This is a genomic window from Melghiribacillus thermohalophilus (genome assembly GCF_004342905.1).
GTDB lineage: Bacteria > Bacillota > Bacilli > Bacillales > Alkalibacillaceae > Melghiribacillus > Melghiribacillus thermohalophilus.
This window is the reverse complement of sequence record NZ_SMAN01000001.1, coordinates 259,860-284,150: the sequence shown is the minus strand read 5'-3', so window position 1 is coordinate 284,150 and position 24,291 is coordinate 259,860. Positions and strand designations below refer to the sequence as shown.

Here is a 24,291-nt window from a genome sequence, read left to right as displayed (position 1 = left end):
CCGGGGCACTTTTTTTGAAAGATGTGGTGCCAGCGAGATTGCTTGATCTTGACCTTGTTTTTGCTCAACCATATAAAAGCCTCAGGGATCCGATTCAGCAGGAAGTAAGGAAGGCAATATAAGCGGGATGAAGCGGGAAGCGGTGGTCATTCAATCCACCGGTTTCCTCTTGTGGCATCAAGATTTAGGAGGCAGAAATTATTTTCGTTTAATGAGCAGAAATGTTTTCGTTTTGTTTTTAGGGAGTTCAGCGTTCTGGCTTTGTTCCATTTCTAACTGATCTTCCAGGAAATCGAGCCGAAGTTCCAGGTATTCCATATGATCCTCAAGCTGTTTCATGCGCGCTTCAAGAAAGTCAACATAGGCTTCGAGCTGTTCCATCCGCTTCTGGTTATCATTTTTGTTCATGAAAAAAAACCTCCATCGTTATTTATGAACGATTATACTATTCCTTGCTGAATTTTGCCAGACAAAACCTTTCGGTAGGTGCAGTTATTTGTCGAATAAGCGGATGTTCCTATGGTGTTAGAAATGAAGGACGGGGATATAGACGGGAATATACAGGAATGGATCGGATGAGAGAATGATCCTGCACAAGTTTGCAAATAGATGGTCTGCAAATGATTGGATCGTATTTCTGTACGAAAACGCTCTTTAGAAGGGGGATGGAAATGTTTTTTTGAAGAAGGTTGGATCATTCTGTGGCCGAACACTTAGTATAAATCATGATTTTTCACCCATCCTCTGGCTTTAAATGCTTCTACTATCCGTTTTAGACCGACCATATAGGCAGCCTTTCGCATATGAACCCGCTTCTGATCTCTCATCTTTAATACGTTGTAAAAACCTTCAACCATCCTTTCCTCCAGCTTCTGATTGACTTCCTCTTCCTTCCAGTAATAATTCATTTCATTTTGAACCCATTCGAAATAGGAGACGGTTACTCCTCCGGCATTACATAAAATGTCAGGAATAATAAACACACCTTTGTTTTCTAGAATACGGTTTCCTTCAGGAGTAGTTGGGCCATTTGCTGCTTCCGCCACAATCTTTACTTGCATGTGTGTTGCTGTCTCTGAAGTGATCTGGTTTTCAATTGCTGCCGGGACAAAGATGTCAACAGGAAGGCGGAATAGATCTTCATGTCGAATGGGTTCAGCTTTTCGATATTCAGCAATGCTTTTTCCTCTGCTCGTGAACTCAATAAGGTCAGGAACAGGGAGACCATCCTTTTTGTAAATGGCTCCGTTCACATCGCTGACGGCGACGACCTTTACGCCTAACTGGTGGAGAAATTTTGCTGTCATACTTCCTACATTTCCAAAACCCTGAAGAGCTGCCGAAGCACCGTTTAATTGAACCCCGACAACATTTGCAGCTTCGCGGATCGTGATCACGACTCCTCTTCCTGTAGCTTCCAGTCTTCCATGAGATCCCCCGATCACGAGAGGTTTCCCTGTGAGCATGCCGGGGATATTATATCCTCTTAATTTGTCATACTCATCGATCATCCAGCCCATGACGGTCGGGTTCGTGTTCACGTCCGGTGCCGGAATATCTTTTTGTGGTCCAATAATCGGTGTGATTTTCCGTATATACGTCCGGCTTAATTCTTCCAGTTCCCTTTCAGACAGTCTGGAAGGGTCTACCTTTACACCACCTTTTCCGCCGCCAAGGGGCAGGTCTAAAATCGCTGATTTTAAAGACATCCAGATGGAGAGGGCCTTGACTTCATCTGCATGAACTCCCGGGTGAAAGCGAATTCCTCCTTTAGTCGGGCCAAGTACATCTAAATGCTGAGAGCGAAACCCGGTAAAATTGTGGATTTCTCCGTTATCCATCCGAACAGGCAGGGAGACTTCAAGAACTCTCATCGGTTTTTTGATCATATGGTATATATTCTCGCTTAAGTTTAATTCGCTGATGGAGTCTTTTAGCAGTTCTTTCACCATTTCATACGGGTTCTTATCATGGGTTAATATGTCCGCTTCTACTTTATAGGTGGTCGGTTTCATAATTTACCTCCAGCGATAGGGTTACAGTTATAAAATGCCTTTAAAAAAACTTTTTATTCCCTTCAAGCCCCTTTCATAAAATAAAAAACCTAAACCCACAGGTTCAGGCAAATGTCTGAAAAACAGTTAGTTTCGCAGATTAAAATGGGCATTGATTTGACCTTTGAGCATTTTGCGGTGAAGATCGTTCCGGTTTTTATTTTCTTTCAGCATCTCCTGTCTGATTTCGTAAGTCTGTACACCTTCCTCCCGTTTGTTTGCAATATCATTCAAGATTTCAATATCCTGAAAGGAAAATTTTCGTGTACCGTTTTCTGTCCGTTCCGGAAAAACCAATTTTCGTTCTTCATAGTATCGGATCTGCCGGACAGATAACCCCGTTAATTCACTGACTGTACCTATTGAAATGACTTTTTTTGTTTTATAATCTTGAGTTCCCAATGGATCCCCACCGCCCTGTGAATCATTTTGTTCCTCTTTGTTATTTTTCCTGTCAAAACCCTTTATCCTCCTCTATTTATGTTAAAATACGGCTTTGCAATGGTACGAATATGTTTTGGGGGAACAGACAATGATGCCTTCATCATCTCGAGCATGGTTTCTTCCTGCCAGTAGTCGAGTTCTGGAGCTCGGGGACTGAGCAAAAATTGCGACAGGATTTCAACGGCCTTTTCAGCATCTTCACCTTTTCCGCAAATTTTCAAATCGCCCCCCGTTTTCATGTTGAGGAAAAAAGTGACCGTTCCCAGGATACTTTTGCCGTTCAGGTGCATTTTTTCGTTTGTCAGTATAATTTCACTCTTGAACTGATTAACCAGAGAGATAAACCCAAATATCTTTTTCGCCCTAAATTCCTCCGGGATACAGATGGATTTTTCAGCATACATCTTAAGTCCTCCTTCCTGAACTTTATTTTGATTTACATAAATTGTATTAAACCTTACAAATAAAATCACTAGTTTTGTAAGAAAATGTGACAAAGAAATTCGAAACCCTGGTCTGTCATGGAAGAAAGGGAAGAAAACGGTACTTTTTGTGGAGTGAACATCTGAATCACTGTATGTCAGTCGGGTTTTTATGGTAACCTATCCGTAAAAAGTATCCGTGGTTACGAATAAGATTCAAATTGTATGAATGTAAGGATGGGATATGATGAAAGATTATTTAACAAAAGATCGGTACTCTAATCATTTTAACTGGCTTGTCAAAAGTCAATCACCATATCTGCAGCAGCATCAAACCAATCCGGTAAACTGGCTTGAATGGTCAGAAGAAGCTTTTGAGAAGGCAAAACAAGAGAACAAACCTGTTTTTTTGTCCATTGGCTATTCCACCTGCCACTGGTGTCATGTCATGGCCCATGAAAGCTTTGAAGACGAACAGGTGGCCAAACTGCTCAACGAACGGTTTGTTTCCATAAAGGTTGACAGAGAAGAGCGACCGGATATTGATTCCGTCTATATGCGTGTCTGTCAGCTTTTAACGGGACAGGGGGGCTGGCCGCTGAGTGTGTTTCTCACCCCGGATCAAAAACCGTTTTATGCAGGAACTTACTTTCCGAAAACGAGCCGTCACGGGATGCCCGGATTTATGGATGTGATTACTCAGCTTTACGATAAGTATCAAAAAAATCCAGAAAAAATTGCTGATGTTTCTGATAAAATCATTGAAAATCTAAAGCCTTCGGTGCAGAGTGACCAAAAACAATCTCTGGGAACTGCCCATCTGGAAAAAGCATACAAACAGCTCAGTCGGAGTTTTGACAGCAAATACGGAGGATTTTCCGGAGCACCCAAGTTTCCAACACCTCATAACTTGATGTTCTTGATGAGGTACCATATCTGGAAACAGGGGGATGCGGATGCGTTGAAGATGGTGGAGAAAACCTTGAATGCCATGGCTGATGGCGGTATATATGACCAGATTGGTTTTGGATTTGCCCGCTATTCTACGGATAGAAAATGGCTTGTTCCCCACTTTGAAAAGATGCTTTATGATCATGCATTGCTGCTGACAGCTTATACAGAGGCCTATCAATTAACAGGAAACCGTCGATTTAAGGAAATCAGCGAACAAATGATTGAGTTTGTTAAACGGGAGATGACCTCCGAACAGGGAGGCTTTTACTCCGCTATTGATGCCGATTCTGAGGGGATCGAAGGCAAATATTACGTCTGGGATTGGGATGAAATGTTAACCACCCTTGGGCAAGAAGACGGGGAATTATATGCTGAAGCCTATGGTATAACGGCAACGGGAAACTTTGAAGGGAAAAATGTTCCAAATTTAATCGACACAGACCTGGATGCTCTGGCAGAAAAACATCATCTGACCAGACAACAGCTGCAGGAGAAGCTTGAACAAGCCAGGAAAAAGCTTTTCCAGAAAAGAAGTCAACGGATCTATCCCCATGTGGATGATAAAATATTAACTTCCTGGAATGCAATGATGATCGCAGCTCTTGCTCAGGCTGGAAGGGTTTACGGGGATATGGAGTATGTAAATATGGCCCGGACCGCAATGGAGTTTATAGAAGATAAACTGATTGAAAACGGCCGAGTAATGGTCCGTTTCCGGGATGGGGAAGTAAAGAATAAAGGATTTATCGATGACTATGCCTATTTAATGCGAGCCTATCTTGAACTTTATGAAACAACATTTAATGATGACTTTTTACAAAAAGGGAAAAAACTGGCGAAAGATATGCTCGACTGGTTCTGGGATCCCGAAAACGGAGGATTTTATTTTACTGCTCATGATGCGGAGGAACTCATTGTCAGGGATAAAGAAATCTATGATGGTGCGATCCCTTCTGGAAATAGTGTGGCAGCAGAGCAGTTGATTCGCATATCCCGGCTGACAGGAGAAGTGGAGTTTGAGGAAAAAGCTGAAAAAATGTTTCAGACGTTTAAAGACCAGGTGGAGGGTTATGAAACAGGACATACTTATTTCCTGTTAAGTGTGATGCTGCTGGAGATGCCTTCGAAAGAGATTGTGATCATCGGAGAAGCAGGAGAAGAGAACAGAGAGAAACTGCTCCGGAAACTGCAGGAAACTTTTCATCCTCAGTACGCCATTCTTGCCACGAGTAATCCTGAGAGATTGTCAAAACAGGCATCGTTTCTAAAGGGATATCAAATGAAAAACGGACAAACAACGGTCTATATTTGTGAAAACTTTTCATGCCATCAGCCGACGAATGACATAGATGAAGTTCTTGATCAACTATAAGTAGAGAAGCAGGTGAAAGGCTTCATGTATTCACCTGCTTTTTTATATTGTAAAATATCCAGCATTTTTTCGTCAAAATTCATAAATATGACATACTGTTTATCCCTTGAAACCATCATTGTGACATAATATAATAGGAATAACCCTGGTGAAAGCGTTTAATCTTAAAAAGGAGATGACAAAGTTGGGTACCATCGTCTGTCAGGACTGCCAGCGAGTCATTGAACATTTTGATACCCATAAAGTGACGGTTTTGTATGGAAAAGGATGCACCTGTCAACAGCAAAAAGAAGATAGAAAGAAATGAATATAGAAATGCGCAGATCCCCTTAGAATGCTGGTTCTGCGCATTTTTCATTCCAAATTAAATGTTAGATGTAAAATACGAATGCTTCTCTGGATGTGTATCCTATTTTTCCTGTTTCGATTCCGACCCACCAGTCCAGAGAAGCTAATTACTTGTAGGCGCGGTGTTCTTTAATGACCCGAATCGTTTTTAACGATTCATCTTCCGGACCCTGTACAGGCAGACCAGCTTTCATATTACGGTGGATATAGTCAATATTGTCCCCAGTAATAATTTCCCCGGGCATAAAAATGGGGATTCCGGGCGGATAAACCATCACGAATTCTGCGCTGATTCGTCCGCTGGATTCCACCAGCGGGACCACTTCTGTTTCAGAGTAAAAGGCATCCCTCGGCGAGAGGGCCAGCAACGGAATATCCGGCACTTGAACTTCCACATTTCCCAGGGTTTTTGCCTGATGTTTAAAGGCATCCGATAATGCTCTCAAGGCATTAATCAGCATATCGGTCTCCTGTTCTGTGTCTCCATTTGTAATGAGACACAAAATGTTGTAAAGGTCAGAAAGCTCTACTTCAATTTGATAGTTCTTTCTTAGCCATACTTCTGCATCATAACCGCTGATTCCTAGATCTTTCACAGATATGATCAGCTTGGTCGGGTCAAAATCAAAAGCGGCTTTGCTGTCAAGCATTTCTGACCCCGGACAGTAAAGATAGGGTATCTCATTTATTTTTTTTCGTGCCCAATCGGCAAGTTTCAGTGTCCGGGTAATCATTTCATGCCCATTTACAGCCAGTTGCCGTCTCGCAGCATCCAGAGATGCCAGAAGCAAATAAGAAGTGGATGTGGTGGTCAGCATGGAAAACAGTGACTGAACCCTTTCCGGCGAAATGAATCCTTCCCTGATATTCAATACCGAACTCTGGGTCAATGATCCGCCAAGTTTATGCACACTGGTGGCAGCCATATCTGCACCAGCTTGCATGGCGGATAATGGCATGCGATCGTGAAAGTGGATATGCACCCCATGGGCTTCATCAACGAGAACAGGTACATCATAGCTGTGGGCAATCCCCACAATTCTCTTTAAGTCAGCGGCAACACCGAAATAGGTTGGATTAATCACTAGAACAGCTTTCGCATCCGGATTCGCTTCCAGCGCTTTTTCGACCGCCTCTGGAGATACACCGTGGGCAATCCCCAGCACGGGGTCCAGTTCCGGATGGACAAAAACAGGAGTTGCACCTGAAAAAATAATGGCCGAAGTTACGGATTTATGGACGTTTCTGGGCACAATAATCTTGTCCCCCGGCTGACAGACAGCCATGACCATCGTCATGATAGCGCCGCTTGTTCCCTGTACCGAAAAAAGGGTATGATCCGCACCAAAGGCTTCCGCTGCCAGTTCCTGCGCCTCCTGGATGATGCCGTGGGGGTGATGCAAATCATCCAGGGGTTCGATGTTAATCAAATCGATCGCTAACGCATTATGACCGATAAATTCCCGAAATTCTGCATCCATTCCTTTTCCCTGTTTATGGCCGGGGATATGAAACTGAATCGGATATTTTTCAATATGTTTTAACAGCCCGGAAAACAGCGGTGTTTCCTGCTGGGACATGGTCATCACCTCGTTTTTGTCATCAAAACAAATGAATTATAGCAGAATCCATATCTTATGACTAGTTTTTCTCACAAAAAAACGAAAACATGATACCATGAAAAAAGAAAAGGTTAAAGGAGGGGCACACATGAGTTTTCAAACTCGAGTAACGGAACTGTTAAATATTACATATCCAATTATTCAGGGGGGGCTGGCACACCTCGCCTATGCTGAACTGGCAGCAGCCGTATCCAATGCCGGAGGGCTTGGTCAAATTACGGCGATGAGCCTGCCGGATGCCGATTCTTTAAGGAAAGAAATTGATAAGGTCCGGGAATTAACAGACCAGCCTTTTGGTGTCAACTTTGCTATTGGACAGCATGGCAGACCCTTTGAACATATGGTGGAAGTGGCCATTGAGAAAAACGTTCCGGCCATTTCCGTAACGGGAGGAAACCCGAAGCCCGTTCTCGATATGGTGAAAGATACGGAAATTAAAAAGTTAGTGCTTGTTGCTGCCAGACGCCAGGCGGAGAAAGCAGAAGAACTTGGAGCCGATGCGGTTATGGTAGTCGGACAGGAAGGGGGAGGGCATCTCGGCCGCGATGATGTGGGCACCTTTGTACTCACTCCTCAGGTTGTCGATTCGGTTTCCATCCCCGTCATTGCTTCAGGAGGAATCGGTGATGGCCGGGGGTTCATGGCCGCCTTAGCCCTTGGCGCAGAAGGAATTGAAATGGGAACCCGATTCATTGCCACAAAAGAGTGTGTCCATGCCCATGAAGTGTATAAAAAAGCTTTGCTGGAAGCTGACGAGAAGTCAACGGTCGTGATTAAACGAAGCCTTGGTGCTCCGGCAAGGGCGTTAAAAAATAGCTGGACGGAAAAAATTTTGGAGCTGGAACAGAAGGAGCCGGGCTATGAAGTGCTAAAACCGTATATTAGCGGCGAAGCGAACAAACGATATATATATGAAGGAAAAACCGACGAAGGATTCGCATGGGCCGGTCAGGTTGCCGCTCGCATCAAAGATGTTCTTTCCGTAGAAGATCTTTTTGACCAAATCATTTCTGAAGCCATGGAAATTCGCAAAAAGTGGGGCTTAAGCGGGCAATAAGGGAAGGAGAATGTACATGGAATATCATTATCCAATTGACGAAACCTGGTCCAAAAAGGAAGTCATCGATGTCATTCATTTTTTTCAAATGGTGGAAAACGCGTATGAAAAAGGTGTGAACCGGGATGATTTACTGCATTCCTATACCCGATTTAAGCAAATTGTTCCTTCCAAAAGTGAAGAGAAAAAGCTGTGCAGGGAGTTTGAAAAGGGTTCCGGCTATTCCTGTTATCACGCCGTAAAAAGAGCCCGTAGTGCTGAACGCGGGGCCAAACTAACCATGTCATAAGGTTTGTTTTGGGAAAACTTGAGGAGAGATCTCCTCAAGTTTTTATTAAAGGTAATGGAGTACAGGCACATAGGATGCTCTGAGAGGGCTGCGAAATACGAGATGATGGTGTTTGCCGGTTCTTGCTCCATAATTGGATGTATAGGAATGAGTCTTCTCCAGTGAACTGCCGAATTCTGGAGTGGTTTTCATCCTAAAAAGACATCCGGTAAATTGGAATTAAAGTTTCGAACGTGTGTTTTGCGATCTGGATAAACCTGTCACCATCCTGAAGAAGCGGATCATCCGCCTGAAAATGGCGTCCTACCAAAAATTCACCTTTTTTCACATCGCGAAAGCGTGTTAATGCTTTCTCGAGATCAACGGTATCCATCGATTCAGCATCTTTTTTTGTATGATCGAGGGAGATCACATAATTGTCGGGAATGGTCCGTTTCAATTCATCAATATGCTGCAAAAAGCGTTCACCAACATCTTGTTTACCTGGCATTTCATAAATATAAGCAAGCCAGAGAAATACATGATCGTCGAACAGTCCAATTTGAAAATGAGGATGCTTTTTATAGCCTCTTTTATCGTGGCTGAAGGCCATCCATGTATCTTTCGGAGGATTCTTTGTTCTGCGGGCGTGTTTGGCGATATGTACGTACATTTCATTTCCGGCCAGGGCCGCCATATCATCAATTAACGCATCGCCGATGGCTTTGAATTTGGGCTGAATGTGAGTCCGGATCGCGGCCATACGCTCGTCCAGTCCATCAATGAAAAAAATATCGAAATCTGTTTTTTCGAAACCTGTAAATGTCACTGTTATTCCGCTCCTTTCTTTACCAAACAGCTTTTTCAGAGTAAATTTTATCATAACCGAAGTAAAAACCCAATTTTTAACTACCACGTTTATTGGGATGAAAAAAATTCTTTTCTCTGGTAGGATACAGTAAAGGAAATTTTTTCATATGATGGAATAGTGAAAAAGAATGGAACAAAGGGGTATTAGCCATGAAAGATGAAACAAAGTATGAGCTGTTTAATCAGGCCAGGCAATGGATTCTCGAAGCTGGTGAGGAGATACGAAAAAGTCTGGATAAGCCTTATCAGGTAGATACAAAAAAGGATCGCAAAGACCTGGTCACGGATGTGGATAAACAGACCGAACAGTTTTTGACCAGGCAAATCAAATCAATTTATCCGCATCATAAAGTCATGGGAGAAGAGGGATTTGGGGATGAAGTGACCAGTCTGGACGGCGTCGTATGGATTGTTGATCCGATTGATGGTACGATGAATTTTGTGAATCAGCAAAGAAATTTTGCTATATCGGTGGGGATATATGAAAATGGAGCAGGACAAATTGGCGTTATTTATGATGTGATGGCAGATGTCCTTTATTATGGGTTAAAACATGAGGGGGCGTACAAAAATGGAGAGCGTATAAAGCGCCTGGATCATAACCGGAAACTGGAGGATGCGCTTATAGGGATGAACAGTTTCTGGTCAGTTCCCAACCGCCGCCTGGATGAAACTAAAATTCATCAGCTCATCAGAAAAGTAAGGGGGACCCGTTCTTATGGATCGGCAGCCCTTGAATTTGCCTATGTGGCAGAGGGAATCATCGATGCTTATATTACCATGCGGTTAGCACCATGGGATGTTGCAGCAGGGGTGATCATCGTCGAGGAAGCGGGAGGCGTGACAACTCAGGCCAATGGTCATCCCATTGACATGCTCCAGACAAACTCGATTATTACCTGTAATCCGTCCATTCACCGGGAGATCATCGACGGATATATTAAACTGAAACCAATCTAAATGTCAGGCCAGAAGAAGTGGCCTGACAACGGGGGATGTTAGATGTTCATTTACTGATCAATAGATTCCTGTTTTTGTTTTTTACGTTTGATCTTCAGGCCAACGGCCATAAAGAACAACCCGGCAAGGAAAAACAATATAGCAAACCAGATGCTGCCGATACCGATCGCTATGCCAACAAGGACAAAACATATGACCACTAGCAGGGCCAGCAAAAACAACTTAGTGTCAAATTGATTCATGGTCTCACCTCAAATCATTTCCTTGTTTAGTTTACATGAAACAAGCAGGAATAGACAAGCTCTAGTTTAAAACTGTACTGTGACATGCTATACTTTTAACGGATGAACACGAAATTAGCATGCATAAAACGGTACGTGTTGTAAGAGATGTATTGGACAGGAGGAGGAACATCGATGACAGAAAACGGCCAGTTCGTGGAAGTCCCTGATAATCTCTGGCCTATTGCCGACTATATTTTTAAAGGTCTGGGCGGAGAAATAGATTTATCAAACGAAACTGAGGTTTCCATGGCCATTCGCGGAGTTGTCATATTGTATTTCATTATTTTAATCCTTGCTTTTATTACTTATAAACTTGGATTTGCGCGGAAATTGCCACCACTAAAATCCCTGGTAGTTTATGTTTTTCTAGTCATAGGCTGTGTGATTTTAACGATACCTCTGGGCATGACGCTGCCGATTGCAGAAGGGTTGCTGGTGACATCCATTGTTCTTTCCATTTACCGTTTCCGTCTTTACCGGGAAAGAAAACAACGCACCGTGGAGAATGAATCATGAGGTCATTACAGGACGCTGTGTACAACTGGCTTTCGATTAAAGTTGTGGCGGATCATCGCCCAGAGGATCAGTCAGCTGTTGAAACCACTCGATTGTTTAGAGAAATATTGTCAGAAGACCATAAAGTTGAAAGTATTGACGTGCAATGTCAGGAGAACCGTTATGTTGTAACATGTGAAATATTGGATCAAAAACCGAGAACTTTTCATTTTCCCAGGGAATTGATTGAAACGATTTACCATCAGATTAAAAATGAACCCGATAAATATCCAACCTTCGCAGGAGATCAAACGGTAACAGAGGATGAATGAGCCGCGTCACTGGTGGAAAACATAAAAGAAACGAAAAAGGTGCCAGATCCTGGCACCTTTTTCGATCCTCATTATGAACATAAAGCAAGAAAAAAACTTGATGAAAACGGATTTTCATGCTATGATAAGCGATACCCGCACACCGGAAACGATAAAAGAACACAAATACCCAATAATATTATATAATAAAATAACCGGTGTGTCAAATTGAAAAAACTGCTGGGGGGATATTCGTGAGCGAAAAGCATAAGGATTGGGATCAGGAACAAAAACGGGTTCAAATGGTTATTGAAGAAATTGACCGTCAACATGTCCGGCTGGCAAAAAAGACGGGAGATTTAAAAGAAGATGTCATTCAGCTGCGCGAGGAGTTTTTTTCTGAGGAAACAAGGGTGAATGTGGAAGAACCCCATGAATTGCTCGAAACTCATTACAGCATCAAACAACAGGCAGAACTCCTGTCAGAACGGGAAAGGAGCCATCGAGAATATTCAAAACGCCTGAAAGCACTTAAAAGGCTTCGTTCTTCCCCTTATTTTGGCCGGATTGATTTTGTTGAACAAGGTAGCTCCCATGCTGAACCGATTTATATCGGTGTTGCCTCCCTGATGGATGAGAAACAGGAGGATTTTCTCGTCTACGACTGGCGGGCTCCGATCTCGAGTATGTATTATGATTACTCACCCGGTTCAGCAGAGTACGAAACGCCCGGTGAAGGAACCGTTAAGGGAGAGATGACATTAAAAAGACAATATATCATTCGCAATGGCCAATTAAAGGGAATGTTTGATACAGGGATAACCATCGGAGATCAATTGCTGCAGGCGGTATTAGGCAAACATGCCGATACCAGCATGAAAAGTATTGTAGCTACCATCCAGAAGGAGCAAAATCAAATTATTCGAAATGAATCAGCAAAATATTTATTTGTACAGGGAGTGGCTGGAAGCGGCAAAACTTCAGCAGCTCTGCAGCGGGTGGCCTATCTTCTGTATCGTTTCCGCGGGAAAATGACATCCGAAAATATCATGCTTTTTTCTCCCAATCCGCTGTTTAGCAGCTATATTGCTACTGTTCTTCCTGAGCTCGGAGAAGAGAATATGGAGCAGACGACTTTTCAGGATTATCTGGATGATCGTCTTGGAGAAAAATGGATGGTTCAGAGCCCTTTTGATCAGACGGAATATTTGTTAAATGGACCCGTAGATGAACGGTATCAAATACGGATGAGCAGCATCCGTTATAAGGCCAGCCTGCATTTCAAACAATTGCTGGATCGCTATATCAGTATCCTGAAAGAGAAAGGGATGATTTTTCGGTCATTAACTTTTCGAGGAAGGGTTATCGTTGATCGCACGGATATTAAGCATTATTTTTACTCACTTGATCACAGCATGTCGATTCCGAATCGACTGGAGCATGTTCAAACCTGGCTGTTTGGCAAACTGAAGAACTGGATGGAACAGGAAAAGAACAAAGAATGGGTAGATGAAGAAATGGAAACGATGGATAAGGAAGAACTGCTTCATCTTGACCGCAAACTGGAGAAACAGGGATGGCAAAATGATTATGATGTGCAGCGGGAAAAATATGCTGAATATATTCTAAAGCGGGCAACACGTGGAGTTAAGAAGGAGATTGAACAACTACATTTTGTCGATGTGAGGAGAATTTATGCTAGGCTGTTTACCATATCATTAACCGACCGGAAAGAAGATTATCATCTCCCGGATATATGGAAAGAAATCGGTGAGGAAACGATTAAACGACTGAAATACCGGGAGATGCCTTATGAAGATGCAACTCCATATCTCTATTTGTATGATACCATCACCGGTCGGAAGATGAATACAGCAGTTCGTCATCTGGTCATTGATGAAGCACAGGATTATTCCCCATTTCAGATGGAGTATTTTAAAGCGTTGTTTCCCCGGGCAGCCATGACGATTCTCGGTGATGTAAATCAGGCCATTCAGGCCCATTCTCTTGATGGGGATTCCCTCCTGTCCCATGACTGGTCTGAGGATTCTGGAATTGAAAAGATCACATTATCGAGAAGCTATCGTTCAACCAAACAGATCGTTGAATTTACAAGACATCTAATCCCGGAAGCCAAGAGAGAAATACAGCCATTTCATCGAGATGGAATCAAACCTACGCTTGCAAAAGTAAAACAGGGATATGCACATCGTGCAGCAGTTGTAGAACGAATGAAAAACCTGAAAAACAAAGGGTATGAAACCATCGCGGTGATTACGAAAACGAAAAAGGAAGGACAAAAAGTCCATGCCATATTAAGTGAGTATATGGATGTACAGTTTATCGATATTTCCACAAGAAAATATGAAAAAGGAATCGTGGTTGTACCAACTTATCTGGCAAAGGGAATTGAATTTGATGCTGTTATCATTTATGATTCATCCAATCGCCAATATCACCGGGAATATGAGCGCAAGTTTTTTTATACTGCCTGTACCCGTGCCATGCATGAATTGCATCTGTTTACATCTGGTCAGCCAAGCCGATTTTTGGATGATGTCCCGGAAAACAGTTATGACGTAATGGATTACCGTACCCTCACCTACAGTGATTGAACATAATCGAAACAACGGATGAGGGTTTCTTGTACATGGGCACACTGTTCAATTCAGTAAGGCGGGTTCACTGAACAGACGGACTATACAATATCAATTGCAGATCTCTTGCCAGATCGGTGACATCCCCAAAAGTTAGATTGTTTCATCTAACTTTTGGGGCTTGATCCGGTCCATTGTGTCAATCCGCTTTTTTGTTAACCGAACTGTAAAACCGATGTCAGTACATGGAGCCTGTCCGTGATCCCTACAAATGTTTATGTTTTTTTTGTTCGCGGAACAAGTAAAATCTTCCCGTTTTTTTGCGTTCGAATGTGCGCTTTTTGATTCGTTCATTGCATTGATGGCACATATAGGTCAACATTCTTCTCTTTCTCAGCTTTTTAGCGGTTAATGAATAGCTGTCGATCGTTTCGACTTTATCACATAGTACACATTTGACTCTCATGGCATTCACCTCATTTACATCCTAAGTATATCATGATTTGAATAGGGACAAAAATTGTTATGTTATTTATTTTTTTGTCAATTCATGTTTGATTTCTGATATGATAGGGTAAAGAGTTATAAAATTCAGGGATGGAGGTGAGTCCATGAAGGCAGTGTGGCTGGTTTCTGGAGCTGTAGGGGTCAGTACAGGAATGGCACTTTTTGCTCTACAAAAAATAAGGGACTATTATCGGACTTCGGGGGGAACATTTCCACATAAAGACGTTTTTCATGGAAGAACAAAAACTGAAATAATGGATCACGCAACCGCCTATTTGACTGTTGGGGAATTTGTGTCTGATGGTTCAGAAGGAAGCGTAACCTTTTTTAACCGGGTAACCAATCAAAAAGCCACCTGAAATCCTCTGTAATTAAGGAGTTTCGGTGGCCTTTTTATTTTTATTGAGTACGGTCGGTGGATTGGTCATGTTCAATTTGGTTCAAATCCTGTTCTTCGTCATCCGGAATGACCCGTTCATTCTGATCAGGTTCCTGAACATGAGGCTGTCTTGGTGGAGTTTCAGGCATATATCTGCCCACAATTCCTCCAAGCTCATCCAAAATAGCATCATCGGGATGTCCCTGACTGATTTTATAGGATAGACGGCGTATGCGTTCGACTACATCACCGTCAGCGACAACTACAGCATCGCGTCCATAAATATCCTGTTTGAGCGCTTCAGCTACAGAATATTTAATGGTACCTACCCTCGCGCGATCAAGGTCTTTATCCACATCAATGCCGACAACGGTATATGGTCCAAATACAATGGCTGTAGCATCATTTACATTTGGCACTCTAACCGCAAGTTCAGCCAGATATTGTGCCTGTTCCGTATTCGATAGGGAACGGTTATGATTGTCTTCGGAATCCCGGACATGGATCCATTGATTTTGATCGTGATTGAAGTTTTCGGTTTCATGATTGCACGCTGCCAGCAATAAGATCAACGGTCCAATAAAAAACAGCCATTTCTGCATGTTGAGATCACTCCTTATTCATGCATATTTTGTCACAATCGTCTAACTTTATGAATGCCTACATATATTAAAAACAGGAAGCCATGCCAATCATTGCAGAGTTTTAGAATATATAGGAGGCGGCTTGATTGAGAAAAGTTTATGTTTTGGATACCAATGTTTTGCTACAAGATCCCCAGGCCATTTTTTCTTTTGACGAACACGAGGTCGTTATTCCTTCGGTAGTGCTTGAAGAAGTGGATTCCAAAAAGCGTAACATGGATGAAATCGGGCATAATGCCAGGGAAACTTCCCGCATCATTGATCGAATCCGAAATAAAGGCAAGTTTTATGAAGGCGTTCCTCTTCCCAACGGGGGAAAAGTACGAATAGAATTAAACCACCGTTCTTTCTCAAAAATGGAAGATATATTTCCTGAAAGAACCAATGATAACCGCATTCTAGCTGTCGCTTTAAACCTTCACCATGAAGAGCAAAAAAAGGCCAATCCAAAAGATGTGACACTCGTTTCCAAAGATATTTTAATGCGGGTAAAGGCAGATGCCCTGGGCCTGAAAGCGGAAGATTTTTTAAATGAACGGGCTGTTAAGGAAGACTCCATATATGATGGATTCCAGGAAATGTATATACAGAAGGAAGATTTTGATACTTTCTTTCATACGGGTGAATTGAAACTTGAGGGAAAAATACAGGAAATGTTTTATCCCAATGAGTTTGTTCTGATGAAAAATCGTGACCATCCTTCCCAATCTGCAATCGGCATTGTCCAGCCAGAACAACATAAAATTGAACAGTGTAAATTTCAGAATGAATATGCATGGGGAATTAAGCCGAGAAACGCCCAGCAGGTAATGGCGTTTGAATTATTATTCAGGCAAGATATTCCCCTTGTGACGATGATCGGTAAAGCGGGAACCGGGAAAACACTGCTCTCCCTGGCAGCGGGGCTGATGCAGGTGGAAGATCTTGGACTTTACAAAAAAATGCTGGTTGCCCGACCTATAGTCCCAATGGGGAATGATATCGGCTATTTGCCCGGTGAAAAAGAGGAAAAGTTAAAACCGTGGATGCAGCCGATATACGATAACCTGGAGTTTTTGTTTGATGTGAAAAAAACCGAGGAATTGGACCGGATTTTATCTGGCATCGGCTCCATTCAGGTTGAGGCATTGACTTACATCAGGGGGCGAAGTATTCCTGAACAATTGATCCTGATTGATGAGGCCCAAAATTTAACAAAGCATGAAGTGAAAACGATTTTAACCCGAATTGGTGAGGGCAGTAAGGTGATTTTACTTGGAGATCCTTATCAGATTGACCATCCTTATCTGGATGAATATAATAATGGTCTTGTGCACGTGGTGGAAAAATTTAAACATCATCCCTTAAGCGGGCATGTGAAAATGTTAAAGGGGGAACGTTCCTCACTCGCGCAGCTGGCAGCGGACATATTGTAAATCAGGGAAAAAATTACTGAACTGGCTACTCTTGCAGGGGGGCAGGAGCTGGAAAAAACTTCGGCAGGGGTGACATACTGACTGATACGGCATAAAAAAGCATGGGAAGCGGGCTTCCCATGCTTTTTCTCATGTCACAATGATTTGTTTTACTCCTTTGATCGGTGTATCTTTATTGGAACCATCGCCAAAATAAAAGTATACAGGTCCATCTTCCTTAATGGGTTTTCCGTTTCGAGCAAAAAGGAAATACCCTTCTGTCAATTGATTTACCGATATTTCATGCTCACCGGAGGATGTACTTAAAATAACTGTTTCGGCACCATCCTGAATTTCGGCATTCTCGATAAAAGGTTTGATAGGCATCACATATGTACCTTTTAAAATTTCATTGCGTTCAAATTTTGAAATGCTCTTATTGATTGGAGGATTGATTTTTTGCTGATAGACTTCCCGGCTCCATCTTTGTTGTAATCGGTTTGCTTCCTCTTCACCATTTGGATTGTCATTTGAAAGGGGATGGCCAAAAGCCTGTTCCCATTCGATTTTTCGGTCATCAAAAATCCATACACCCGGATCAAGGGTGATGTGGTAATTCACTTTTCCTGTCAGTTGAATGATCATTTTTTTCACCTCGCTACGATTTCTCTTTATTAGTATAGCGAACATTTCATTTTCATGCATAAAGGAGGTTTTCTACATGGAAGCTGTCACTAAAGAGCAATTAGACAAATGGCTGGAACATGTAAGAATCTATGCCAATAATGGGAAAGTTGCCGATTATATACCGGCCCTGGCCAGACAACAACCGGAAATCAATGCAGTAGCTGTTTATCAGATTGGAGGAGAGTGTATCAGCTCGGGCCAGATTGACTTTTTTTTCACCCTTCAGAGCGTTTCAAAGGTTCTGGCCCTGGCTGTTGCGCTGATGGAGCACGGTGAGGAAGCGGTGTTTTCAAGAGTAGGTATGGAACCTTCAAGTGATCCGTTTTATTCCATATCCAAACTAGAGATGGAGAAACCCGCCAAACCTCTGAATCCAATGATCAATGCCGGTGCTTTGGCTGTGACCAATATGATCGGGGGAAAGGATTCAGGTGAAAAAGTAAAAAAAATGATCGATTTATCCTGTAAGCTGACAGGAGAAGAAACAATTCAATATGATCAAGAGGTGGCTCGCTCCGAATTCGAATCCGCCTTTTTAAATCGGTCCCTGTGCTATTTTATGAAGCAAAACGGAATTATTACAGGAAGTGTGGAAGAGCTGCTGGATGCATATACAAAACAGTGCGCTATTTTAATGAATGTTAAGCAGCTGGCGAAAATTGGAGCGATTTTAGCCAATGATGGAAAAGATCCGCATACAAACAAAGAAATGATTCCGGCTCATTACGCCAGAATTTGCAAAACCTTTATGGTAACCTGCGGCATGTACAATGCTTCGGGATCCTTTGCCATACAGGTGGGGATTCCTGCAAAAAGCGGTGTTTCAGGAGCGATTTTGGGGGTCGTGAAAAATCAGGGAGGGGTGGCGGTGTTTGGCCCTGCTCTTGATGAGAAAGGAAACAGCGTGGTTGGGGTTAAATTGCTTGAAATCCTTTCCAGACATTTAAAGTGGTCTATTTTTTGATGGTCCTGTCCAAACATAACCTATGGGTAAAATTTCTCCCAACGGGATGTAAGCCAAATTCTGATAAAAAAGGTGGGAACTCTATCATAAATGTATCCTTGGACGACATCATCAAGGTTTCGATCAAAGTTGTATGAATATGAAAGAACACCGATAACTTCACTAACCAGCAGTATGATATATGAATGATTGGGATTGGGTTGCATTCTTGTTTATGGAATGTAACCCAATCACAGAGGACAGAAAGCGATAGCACCTATCCTGAAAAATTGTGCAATCATAGAGTACTGGGATTTGGCATGACATAAACCATAACGAGTAAAAACTTGACACAACAAACACGACACTTATCTTGCATTTTTGGGGTGGAAACGATAATATAATGAAGTAGATAGCAATTGTAAGAGGGGGAATACCTGTGTCATCTGATGTAGCGATGCAAAATCGCGAACAAGCATTAGCCCTCCTTAAGGCAGATGCAGAAAAAATATTACAGCTCATAAAGGTACAAATGGATAATCTAACAATGCCCCAATGCCCTCTTTATGAAGAGGTTTTAGATACACAAATGTTCGGTCTTTCAAGGGAGATTGATTTTGCTGTTCGCCTGAATTTAATCAGTGAAGAGTCCGGTAAAGAAATTATGGAAAATCTGGAAAGGCAGTTGAGTGCCCTTCATGAAGCCTTTCAGGCACAAAAATCTTCGAATACGTAACTCACATGACAACTGATCGTTGTTGTGTGAGCTTTTTTATAGCCGGGAACGTACATACTTTAGTGGTTTCGGGTTAAGGAAGGGATGATTTCATTTTTCGGGAATGCCGGTAACCTCCCGACGACTCCCGAGGCAACCAGCGTGGTCAATCATGCCCTTATTCTTTTTCTTCAATCAATGATTTTGTCTCCAAGCAAGCAGGATTTTGATGTTTTAACGTAGTAATCATAGAAATAAGTGAGCTCGGTCTCAATCTGAGATCCGTTCGAAGGCGAGATCAACATGAGGATGACGGTAAAATGAAAAAAGTCTTACAGCACTTTGATTTTTTATTAATATTTTCACCATTAGTATTGATAGGTTTCGGAACTGTCATGATATACAGTGCCAGCATGGTTTATGCTGTCGTTGAACTGGGAGTGGAGAGCAATTATTTCTTTGTCAAACAGCTCCAGTGGTTCGCTATTGGAAGTGTCATGTTTTTCTTCGCGGCGATTTTTCCTTATCAGAAATATCAGAAGTTTGTGAAGATTATTGTCCTTTCTATGTTGTTTTTGCTTTTTCTTGTTTTAATCATTGGGGACAGCGTAAATAACGCCCGCTCCTGGTTTGATCTGGGGTTTTTTCGTGTTCAGCCTGCAGAAATTTCCAAATTAGGCATTATTCTTTATCTTTCTTCTGTATATGCTAAGAAACAGGATTACATTAGTGATTTTTATAAAGCTGTTATCCCTCCGCTGCTAATCACAGTTTTAACACTGGGACTCATTATTATGCAGCCGGATTTAGGGACGGCGGTCAGTATTTTTTTAATTGCCTTCAGCATCATAATTAGTTCTGGTATTCGTTTGCGACATTTGATTTTTCTCGGTGCAGTCGGTGCTCTATTAATGGTTGTAGCCATTCCAAACATGATTACAGATGAACGGATTGGAAGATTTGTAGGAGCTTACGAACCGTTTTCAGATCCGGATGACGACGGCTATCAATTAATACAGTCTTATATTGCTTTTGGCACGGGGGGGTTAAGCGGCACAGGATTGGGACAATCCGTGCAAAAACTTGGCTATTTGCCTGAAGCGCACACCGACTTCATTATGGCTGTTGTCGCAGAAGAATTGGGTGTCATTGGGGTATCGGCAGTTTTAAGCTTGCTCGCTCTCATTGTACTGCGGGGGTTATATTTTGCCAGAAAATGCCGAAATCAATTTGGTAAGTTGCTGGCTATTGGCATTTCGTCCATGGTCGGAATGCAAACCTTTATCAATGTGGGGGCCATCAGCGGACTGTTGCCGATCACCGGGGTTACTCTCCCCCTTGTCAGCTATGGTGGAAGCTCCCTTTTAATTGTAATGATTTCACTGGGGATTTTAAATAATATAGCTTTTCAGATTAAAAAAGAAGAAGATCAAGGAACGAAAGAGAGGAAACCTTTACCTGAGTCCCAGTCATATTCAAAAGAGGTAGTTCATTTACAGAAAAGAGGAGGTCAATCATGGGCGAAGTAAAAAAAATCCGCAAAATCCTGGTTGCAAACAGAGGAGAAATTGCCATTCGTGTATTTCGGGCCTGTACGGAGTTGAATATTCGAACGGTTGCGATTTATTCGAAAGAAGATACAGGGTCCTATCACCGATATAAAGCGGACGAGGCTTATCTGGTTGGAGAAGACAAAAGTCCTATTGATGCTTACCTTGATATTGAAGGGATTATTGAAATTGCAAAAAGTGTTGGGGTAGATGCCATTCATCCTGGTTATGGGTTTTTATCAGAAAATATTCATTTTGCACGCCGCTGTGAAGAAGAAGGAATCATTTTTATTGGACCAACAGCAAGACATCTGGATTTGTTTGGAGATAAAGTTAAGGCAAGGCATCAGGCTATCGAAGCGGACATCCCGGTCATTCCAGGATCAGACGGTCCAGTTCACACCGTTGAGCAGGTGGAATCATTTGCTGACCAGTATGGATTTCCCATTATGATTAAGGCTGCACTCGGAGGCGGCGGCAGAGGCATGCGGATTGTCCGGAGCAAGGAGGCCCTTAAGGATGCTTTTGATCGGGCAAAATCGGAAGCCAAATCGGCTTTCGGCAGTGATGATGTGTATGTCGAAAAATTTGTAGAAAAACCAAAGCATATTGAAGTACAGATTTTAGGAGACCAGGAAGGAAATATTGTTCATTTGTACGAAAGGGATTGTTCAGTACAACGGCGTCATCAAAAAGTCGTTGAAGTAGCCCCTAGTGTTTCGCTTCCGGATGACATGAGGGAACAAATTTGTGACGCTGCAGTTAAATTGATGAAAAATGTGGATTATGTCAATGCTGGAACAGTGGAATTTTTAGTAACCGATGATGAATATTATTTTATCGAAGTAAATCCCCGGGTTCAGGTGGAACATACGATTACCGAATTGATTACGGGAATTGATATTGTTCAGTCCCAGATTATGATTGCCGAGGGACATTCGTTATTTCAAAAGCCATTAAATATCCCGCGACAGCCAGACATTCAAACAAATGGGTATGCCATTCAGTCCAGGGTTACCACAGAAGACCCATTAAACAATTTTATGCCTGATACCGGGAAAATTATGGCTTACCGCTCCGGGGGAGGTTTTGGTGTCCGCCTGGATGCCGGTAATGGGTTTCAGGGGGCTGTTATTTCCCCGTTTTATGACTCCCTTCTTGTGAAAGTGTCTACCTGGGCTTTAACTTTTGAGCAGGCAGCAAGCAAGATGGTTCGAAATTTAAGAGAATTTCGGATCCGGGGCATCAAAACCAATATTCCGTTTTTAGAGAATGTCATTCAGCATGAAAAGTTTTTATCCGGCGAATATGATACTACCTTTATTGACCAAACTCCTGAACTATTTGTATTTCCTAAACGACGGGACCGCGGAACGAAAATGCTTTCGTATATCGGAAATACGACCGTCAATGGATTTCCCGGGATTCCAAAAAAGAAAAAGCCCGTATTCAGTAAACCGCGGATGCCAGAGTTTAAAGGATCTGAGCCATATCCGGATGGGACAAGGCAGATCTTGCTGAAAAATGGCCCTGAAGGTCTGGCGAACTGGCTGAAGGAACAGGAAAAACTCCTTCTGACTGATACAACTTTCCGGGACGCTCACCAGTCATTATTAGCTACAAGAATACGAACTAAAGATCTCATACAAATTGCCGAACCTACAGCTAAACTTTTGCCCGAATTGTTTTCTGTTGAAATGTGGGGAGGAGCTACCTTTGATGTTGCTTACCGATTTTTAAAGGAAGATCCATGGCAGCGCCTGATCAGGCTCCGTGAGAAAATGCCGAACATTTTATTTCAAATGCTACTGCGGGCGAATAATGCTGTCGGTTATAAAAATTACCCGGACAATGTCATTCAGGAATTTGTCAGGCAGAGTTCAGATGCGGGCATCGATGTATTCCGGATTTTTGACAGTTTGAACTGGGTAAAGGGCATGACCCTTGCTATCGATGCCGTCCGGGAACAAAATAAGGTTGCTGAAGCTGCCATCTGTTACACAGGTGATATATTGGACCCATCCCGATCCAAATACGACCTGAATTATTATAAAAACATGGCAAAAGAACTGGAAAGGGAAGGTGCACATATTCTTGGAATCAAGGACATGGCAGGCCTGTTAAAACCCGAAGCAGCCTACCGTCTTATTTCCGAGCTGAAGGAGACCGTTGACATACCAATCCACCTTCATACCCACGATACGAGCGGAAATGGGATTTTCACATACGCGAAAGCTGCTGAAGCAGGGGTGGATGTCGTGGATGTGGCATGCGGTCCGATGGCCGGGCTGACATCACAGCCGAGTGCCAACAGCCTGTATTATGCTCTTTCCAACCATAAACGTCAGCCGAATATCGCTATTCACCACTATGAAGAATTAGCCCATTACTGGGAAGATGTCCGCAAATACTATCAGGACTTCGAAAGCGGCATTGTCGCTCCTCATACGGAAGTGTATGAACATGAAATGCCGGGTGGACAGTACAGCAATCTGCAGCAGCAGGCCAAAGCAGTTGGTCTGGAAGACCGCTGGGATGAGGTCAAGCGGATGTATCGCCGGGTGAATGACCTCTTTGGGGATATCGTGAAAGTGACCCCTTCTTCAAAAGTGGTCGGGGATATGGCACTTTATATGGTGCAAAATCATTTGACAGAAGATGATATCTATGAGCGGGGAGAATCCCTGGATTTCCCTGATTCAGTAGTAGAATTTTTCCAGGGTTATCTCGGGCAACCTTATCAAGGTTTTCCTCAGGAACTGCAGCGAATCATATTAAAGGGAAAAGAGCCCATTCATGTTCGCCCGGGTGAACTGCTCGACCACGTAGATTTTAAAGAAATGGAGAAGACCCTTTATCAAAAACTGGACAGGGAAGTAACAAGCTTTGATCTAGTCAGTTATGCTCTTTACCCTAAAGTGTATATGGACTATCACAAGTTTTATGAGCAATACGGAGACATGTCTGTGCTTGATACCCCCACGTTCTTTTATGGTATGCGCCTCGGGGAGGAGATTGAAGTTGAAATTGAACAGGGCAAAACCTTAATCGTAAAACTTGTGTCGATCAGTCAGCCCCAAAAAGATGGTACGAGGGTCATCTATTTTGAACTGAATGGACAGCCCCGGGAAGTGGTTGTCCGTGATGAAAGCATCATGAATGCTGTCAGTGAAAAGCCAAAAGCCGATAAAGGAAACGAAAAGCATATTGGAGCATCTATGCCGGGTACAGTAGTAGAGGTCATTGTCGAAAAAGGAGAAAAAGTCAATAAAGGTGACCACCTAATGGTGACCGAAGCGATGAAAATGGAGACAACGGTACAGGCGCCGTTTGAAGGCACGATTAAAGAAATTTACGTATCAAACGGTGATGCCATACAGGCCGGTGATTTACTAATCGAGTTTGATTAACGTG

General features: G+C 42.7%; 24 protein-coding genes. 14 read left to right on the top strand and 10 right to left on the bottom strand.

The window, feature by feature from the left end; translation table 11 throughout:
• Nucleotides 1-198: 198 nt before the first annotated feature.
• From EDD68_RS01420 to EDD68_RS01405, 4 genes are all read right to left on the bottom strand, one after another.
• Nucleotides 199-408, bottom strand: a complete 210-nt coding sequence (locus tag EDD68_RS01420; RefSeq protein ID WP_132370379.1) for a hypothetical protein — start codon at nt 406-408, stop codon at nt 199-201.
• Nucleotides 409-713: 305 nt separating this feature from the next.
• The gene (locus tag EDD68_RS01415) at nt 714-2,015 is read right to left on the bottom strand and encodes a Glu/Leu/Phe/Val family dehydrogenase (RefSeq protein ID WP_132370377.1); all 1,302 of its coding nucleotides are present in this window, start codon (nt 2,013-2,015) and stop codon (nt 714-716) included.
• Nucleotides 2,016-2,141: 126 nt separating this feature from the next.
• A complete protein-coding gene (locus tag EDD68_RS01410; RefSeq protein WP_132370375.1) occupies nt 2,142-2,456 on the bottom strand; it encodes a MerR family transcriptional regulator in 315 nt (104 codons plus the stop codon).
• A 62-nt stretch (nt 2,457-2,518) separates the two neighbouring features.
• On the bottom strand, nt 2,519-2,902 hold the full coding sequence (locus tag EDD68_RS01405; RefSeq protein WP_132370373.1) for an HPr family phosphocarrier protein: 384 nt from the start codon (nt 2,900-2,902) through the stop codon (nt 2,519-2,521).
• 265 nt (nt 2,903-3,167) lie between these two features.
• On the opposite strand from EDD68_RS01405, the gene EDD68_RS01400 reads away from it, so the two are divergent.
• Nucleotides 3,168-5,246 (top strand): thioredoxin domain-containing protein, encoded by a 2,079-nt coding sequence (locus tag EDD68_RS01400; protein WP_132370371.1) that lies wholly within the window; start codon nt 3,168-3,170, stop codon nt 5,244-5,246.
• A 184-nt stretch (nt 5,247-5,430) separates the two neighbouring features.
• On the top strand, nt 5,431-5,553 hold the full coding sequence (locus EDD68_RS01395; RefSeq protein ID WP_132370661.1) for a GapA-binding peptide SR1P: 123 nt from the start codon (nt 5,431-5,433) through the stop codon (nt 5,551-5,553).
• Between the two features lie 148 nt (nt 5,554-5,701).
• On the opposite strand, the gene EDD68_RS01390 is transcribed toward EDD68_RS01395, so the two are convergent.
• Nucleotides 5,702-7,174 (bottom strand): aminotransferase class I/II-fold pyridoxal phosphate-dependent enzyme, encoded by a 1,473-nt coding sequence (locus EDD68_RS01390; RefSeq protein WP_132370369.1) that lies wholly within the window; start codon nt 7,172-7,174, stop codon nt 5,702-5,704.
• Between the two features lie 130 nt (nt 7,175-7,304).
• Here EDD68_RS01390 and EDD68_RS01385 point away from each other — a divergent pair, with 130 nt between their 5' ends.
• Together EDD68_RS01385 and EDD68_RS01380 are read left to right on the top strand one after the other, a co-directional pair.
• Nucleotides 7,305-8,273 (top strand): NAD(P)H-dependent flavin oxidoreductase, encoded by a 969-nt coding sequence (locus EDD68_RS01385; protein WP_132370367.1) that lies wholly within the window; start codon nt 7,305-7,307, stop codon nt 8,271-8,273.
• Nucleotides 8,274-8,289: 16 nt separating this feature from the next.
• On the top strand, nt 8,290-8,562 hold the full coding sequence (locus EDD68_RS01380) for a UPF0223 family protein (RefSeq protein WP_132370365.1): 273 nt from the start codon (nt 8,290-8,292) through the stop codon (nt 8,560-8,562).
• A 193-nt stretch (nt 8,563-8,755) separates the two neighbouring features.
• On the opposite strand, the gene EDD68_RS01375 is transcribed toward EDD68_RS01380, so the two are convergent.
• Nucleotides 8,756-9,370 carry a YktB family protein gene (locus EDD68_RS01375; RefSeq protein ID WP_132370660.1) on the bottom strand — a complete coding sequence of 205 codons (615 nt, stop codon included), beginning with the start codon at nt 9,368-9,370 and terminating at the stop codon, nt 8,756-8,758.
• Between the two features lie 191 nt (nt 9,371-9,561).
• On the opposite strand from EDD68_RS01375, the gene EDD68_RS01370 reads away from it, so the two are divergent.
• Nucleotides 9,562-10,371 carry an inositol monophosphatase family protein gene (locus EDD68_RS01370; protein WP_132370363.1) on the top strand — a complete coding sequence of 270 codons (810 nt, stop codon included), beginning with the start codon at nt 9,562-9,564 and terminating at the stop codon, nt 10,369-10,371.
• A gap of 50 nt (nt 10,372-10,421) precedes the next feature.
• Here EDD68_RS01370 and EDD68_RS01365 read toward each other — a convergent pair whose 3' ends face one another.
• Nucleotides 10,422-10,613 (bottom strand): DUF5325 family protein, encoded by a 192-nt coding sequence (locus EDD68_RS01365; RefSeq protein ID WP_132370361.1) that lies wholly within the window; start codon nt 10,611-10,613, stop codon nt 10,422-10,424.
• Between the two features lie 174 nt (nt 10,614-10,787).
• Here EDD68_RS01365 and EDD68_RS01360 point away from each other — a divergent pair, with 174 nt between their 5' ends.
• The 3 genes from EDD68_RS01360 (at nt 10,788) to helD (ending at nt 14,076) form a co-directional block, all read left to right on the top strand.
• Nucleotides 10,788-11,171: a YlaH-like family protein gene (locus EDD68_RS01360; protein WP_132370359.1), complete on the top strand. Its 384-nt coding sequence runs from the start codon at nt 10,788-10,790 to the stop codon at nt 11,169-11,171.
• A complete protein-coding gene (locus EDD68_RS01355) occupies nt 11,168-11,482 on the top strand; it encodes a hypothetical protein (protein ID WP_132370357.1) in 315 nt (104 codons plus the stop codon). The genes EDD68_RS01360 and EDD68_RS01355 overlap by 4 nt, the downstream gene beginning before the upstream one ends.
• A gap of 233 nt (nt 11,483-11,715) precedes the next feature.
• Nucleotides 11,716-14,076 (top strand): RNA polymerase recycling motor HelD, encoded by a 2,361-nt coding sequence (gene helD / locus EDD68_RS01350; RefSeq protein ID WP_165902014.1) that lies wholly within the window; start codon nt 11,716-11,718, stop codon nt 14,074-14,076.
• Between the two features lie 247 nt (nt 14,077-14,323).
• On the opposite strand, the gene EDD68_RS01345 is transcribed toward helD, so the two are convergent.
• Entirely contained in the window at nt 14,324-14,524 is a 201-nt protein-coding gene (locus EDD68_RS01345; RefSeq protein ID WP_132370658.1) for a YlaI family protein, read from the bottom strand.
• 145 nt (nt 14,525-14,669) lie between these two features.
• On the opposite strand from EDD68_RS01345, the gene EDD68_RS01340 reads away from it, so the two are divergent.
• A complete protein-coding gene (locus EDD68_RS01340) occupies nt 14,670-14,924 on the top strand; it encodes a hypothetical protein (protein WP_132370355.1) in 255 nt (84 codons plus the stop codon).
• Between the two features lie 40 nt (nt 14,925-14,964).
• On the opposite strand, the gene EDD68_RS01335 is transcribed toward EDD68_RS01340, so the two are convergent.
• The gene (locus EDD68_RS01335) at nt 14,965-15,546 is read right to left on the bottom strand and encodes a YhcN/YlaJ family sporulation lipoprotein (protein ID WP_132370353.1); all 582 of its coding nucleotides are present in this window, start codon (nt 15,544-15,546) and stop codon (nt 14,965-14,967) included.
• A 128-nt stretch (nt 15,547-15,674) separates the two neighbouring features.
• On the opposite strand from EDD68_RS01335, the gene EDD68_RS01330 reads away from it, so the two are divergent.
• Nucleotides 15,675-17,003, top strand: coding sequence for a PhoH family protein (locus tag EDD68_RS01330; protein WP_132370352.1), 1,329 nt, complete (start codon nt 15,675-15,677; stop codon nt 17,001-17,003).
• Between the two features lie 129 nt (nt 17,004-17,132).
• On the opposite strand, the gene EDD68_RS01325 is transcribed toward EDD68_RS01330, so the two are convergent.
• Complete coding sequence (locus tag EDD68_RS01325) at nt 17,133-17,627, bottom strand: hypothetical protein (RefSeq protein WP_132370657.1); 495 nt, start codon at nt 17,625-17,627, stop codon at nt 17,133-17,135.
• Nucleotides 17,628-17,703: 76 nt separating this feature from the next.
• Here EDD68_RS01325 and glsA point away from each other — a divergent pair, with 76 nt between their 5' ends.
• The 4 genes from glsA (at nt 17,704) to pyc (ending at nt 24,287) form a co-directional block, all read left to right on the top strand.
• The gene (gene glsA, locus EDD68_RS01320) at nt 17,704-18,633 is read left to right on the top strand and encodes a glutaminase A (RefSeq protein ID WP_132370350.1); all 930 of its coding nucleotides are present in this window, start codon (nt 17,704-17,706) and stop codon (nt 18,631-18,633) included.
• Between the two features lie 436 nt (nt 18,634-19,069).
• Nucleotides 19,070-19,348, top strand: coding sequence for an Fpa/YlaN family protein (locus tag EDD68_RS01315; RefSeq protein WP_424399143.1), 279 nt, complete (start codon nt 19,070-19,072; stop codon nt 19,346-19,348).
• Between the two features lie 299 nt (nt 19,349-19,647).
• Nucleotides 19,648-20,856, top strand: coding sequence for a putative lipid II flippase FtsW (gene ftsW, locus EDD68_RS01310; RefSeq protein ID WP_132370346.1), 1,209 nt, complete (start codon nt 19,648-19,650; stop codon nt 20,854-20,856).
• Nucleotides 20,844-24,287, top strand: coding sequence for a pyruvate carboxylase (gene pyc, locus EDD68_RS01305; RefSeq protein WP_132370344.1), 3,444 nt, complete (start codon nt 20,844-20,846; stop codon nt 24,285-24,287). Before ftsW ends, pyc begins: the two co-directional genes overlap by 13 nt.
• Nucleotides 24,288-24,291 lie beyond the last annotated feature (4 nt).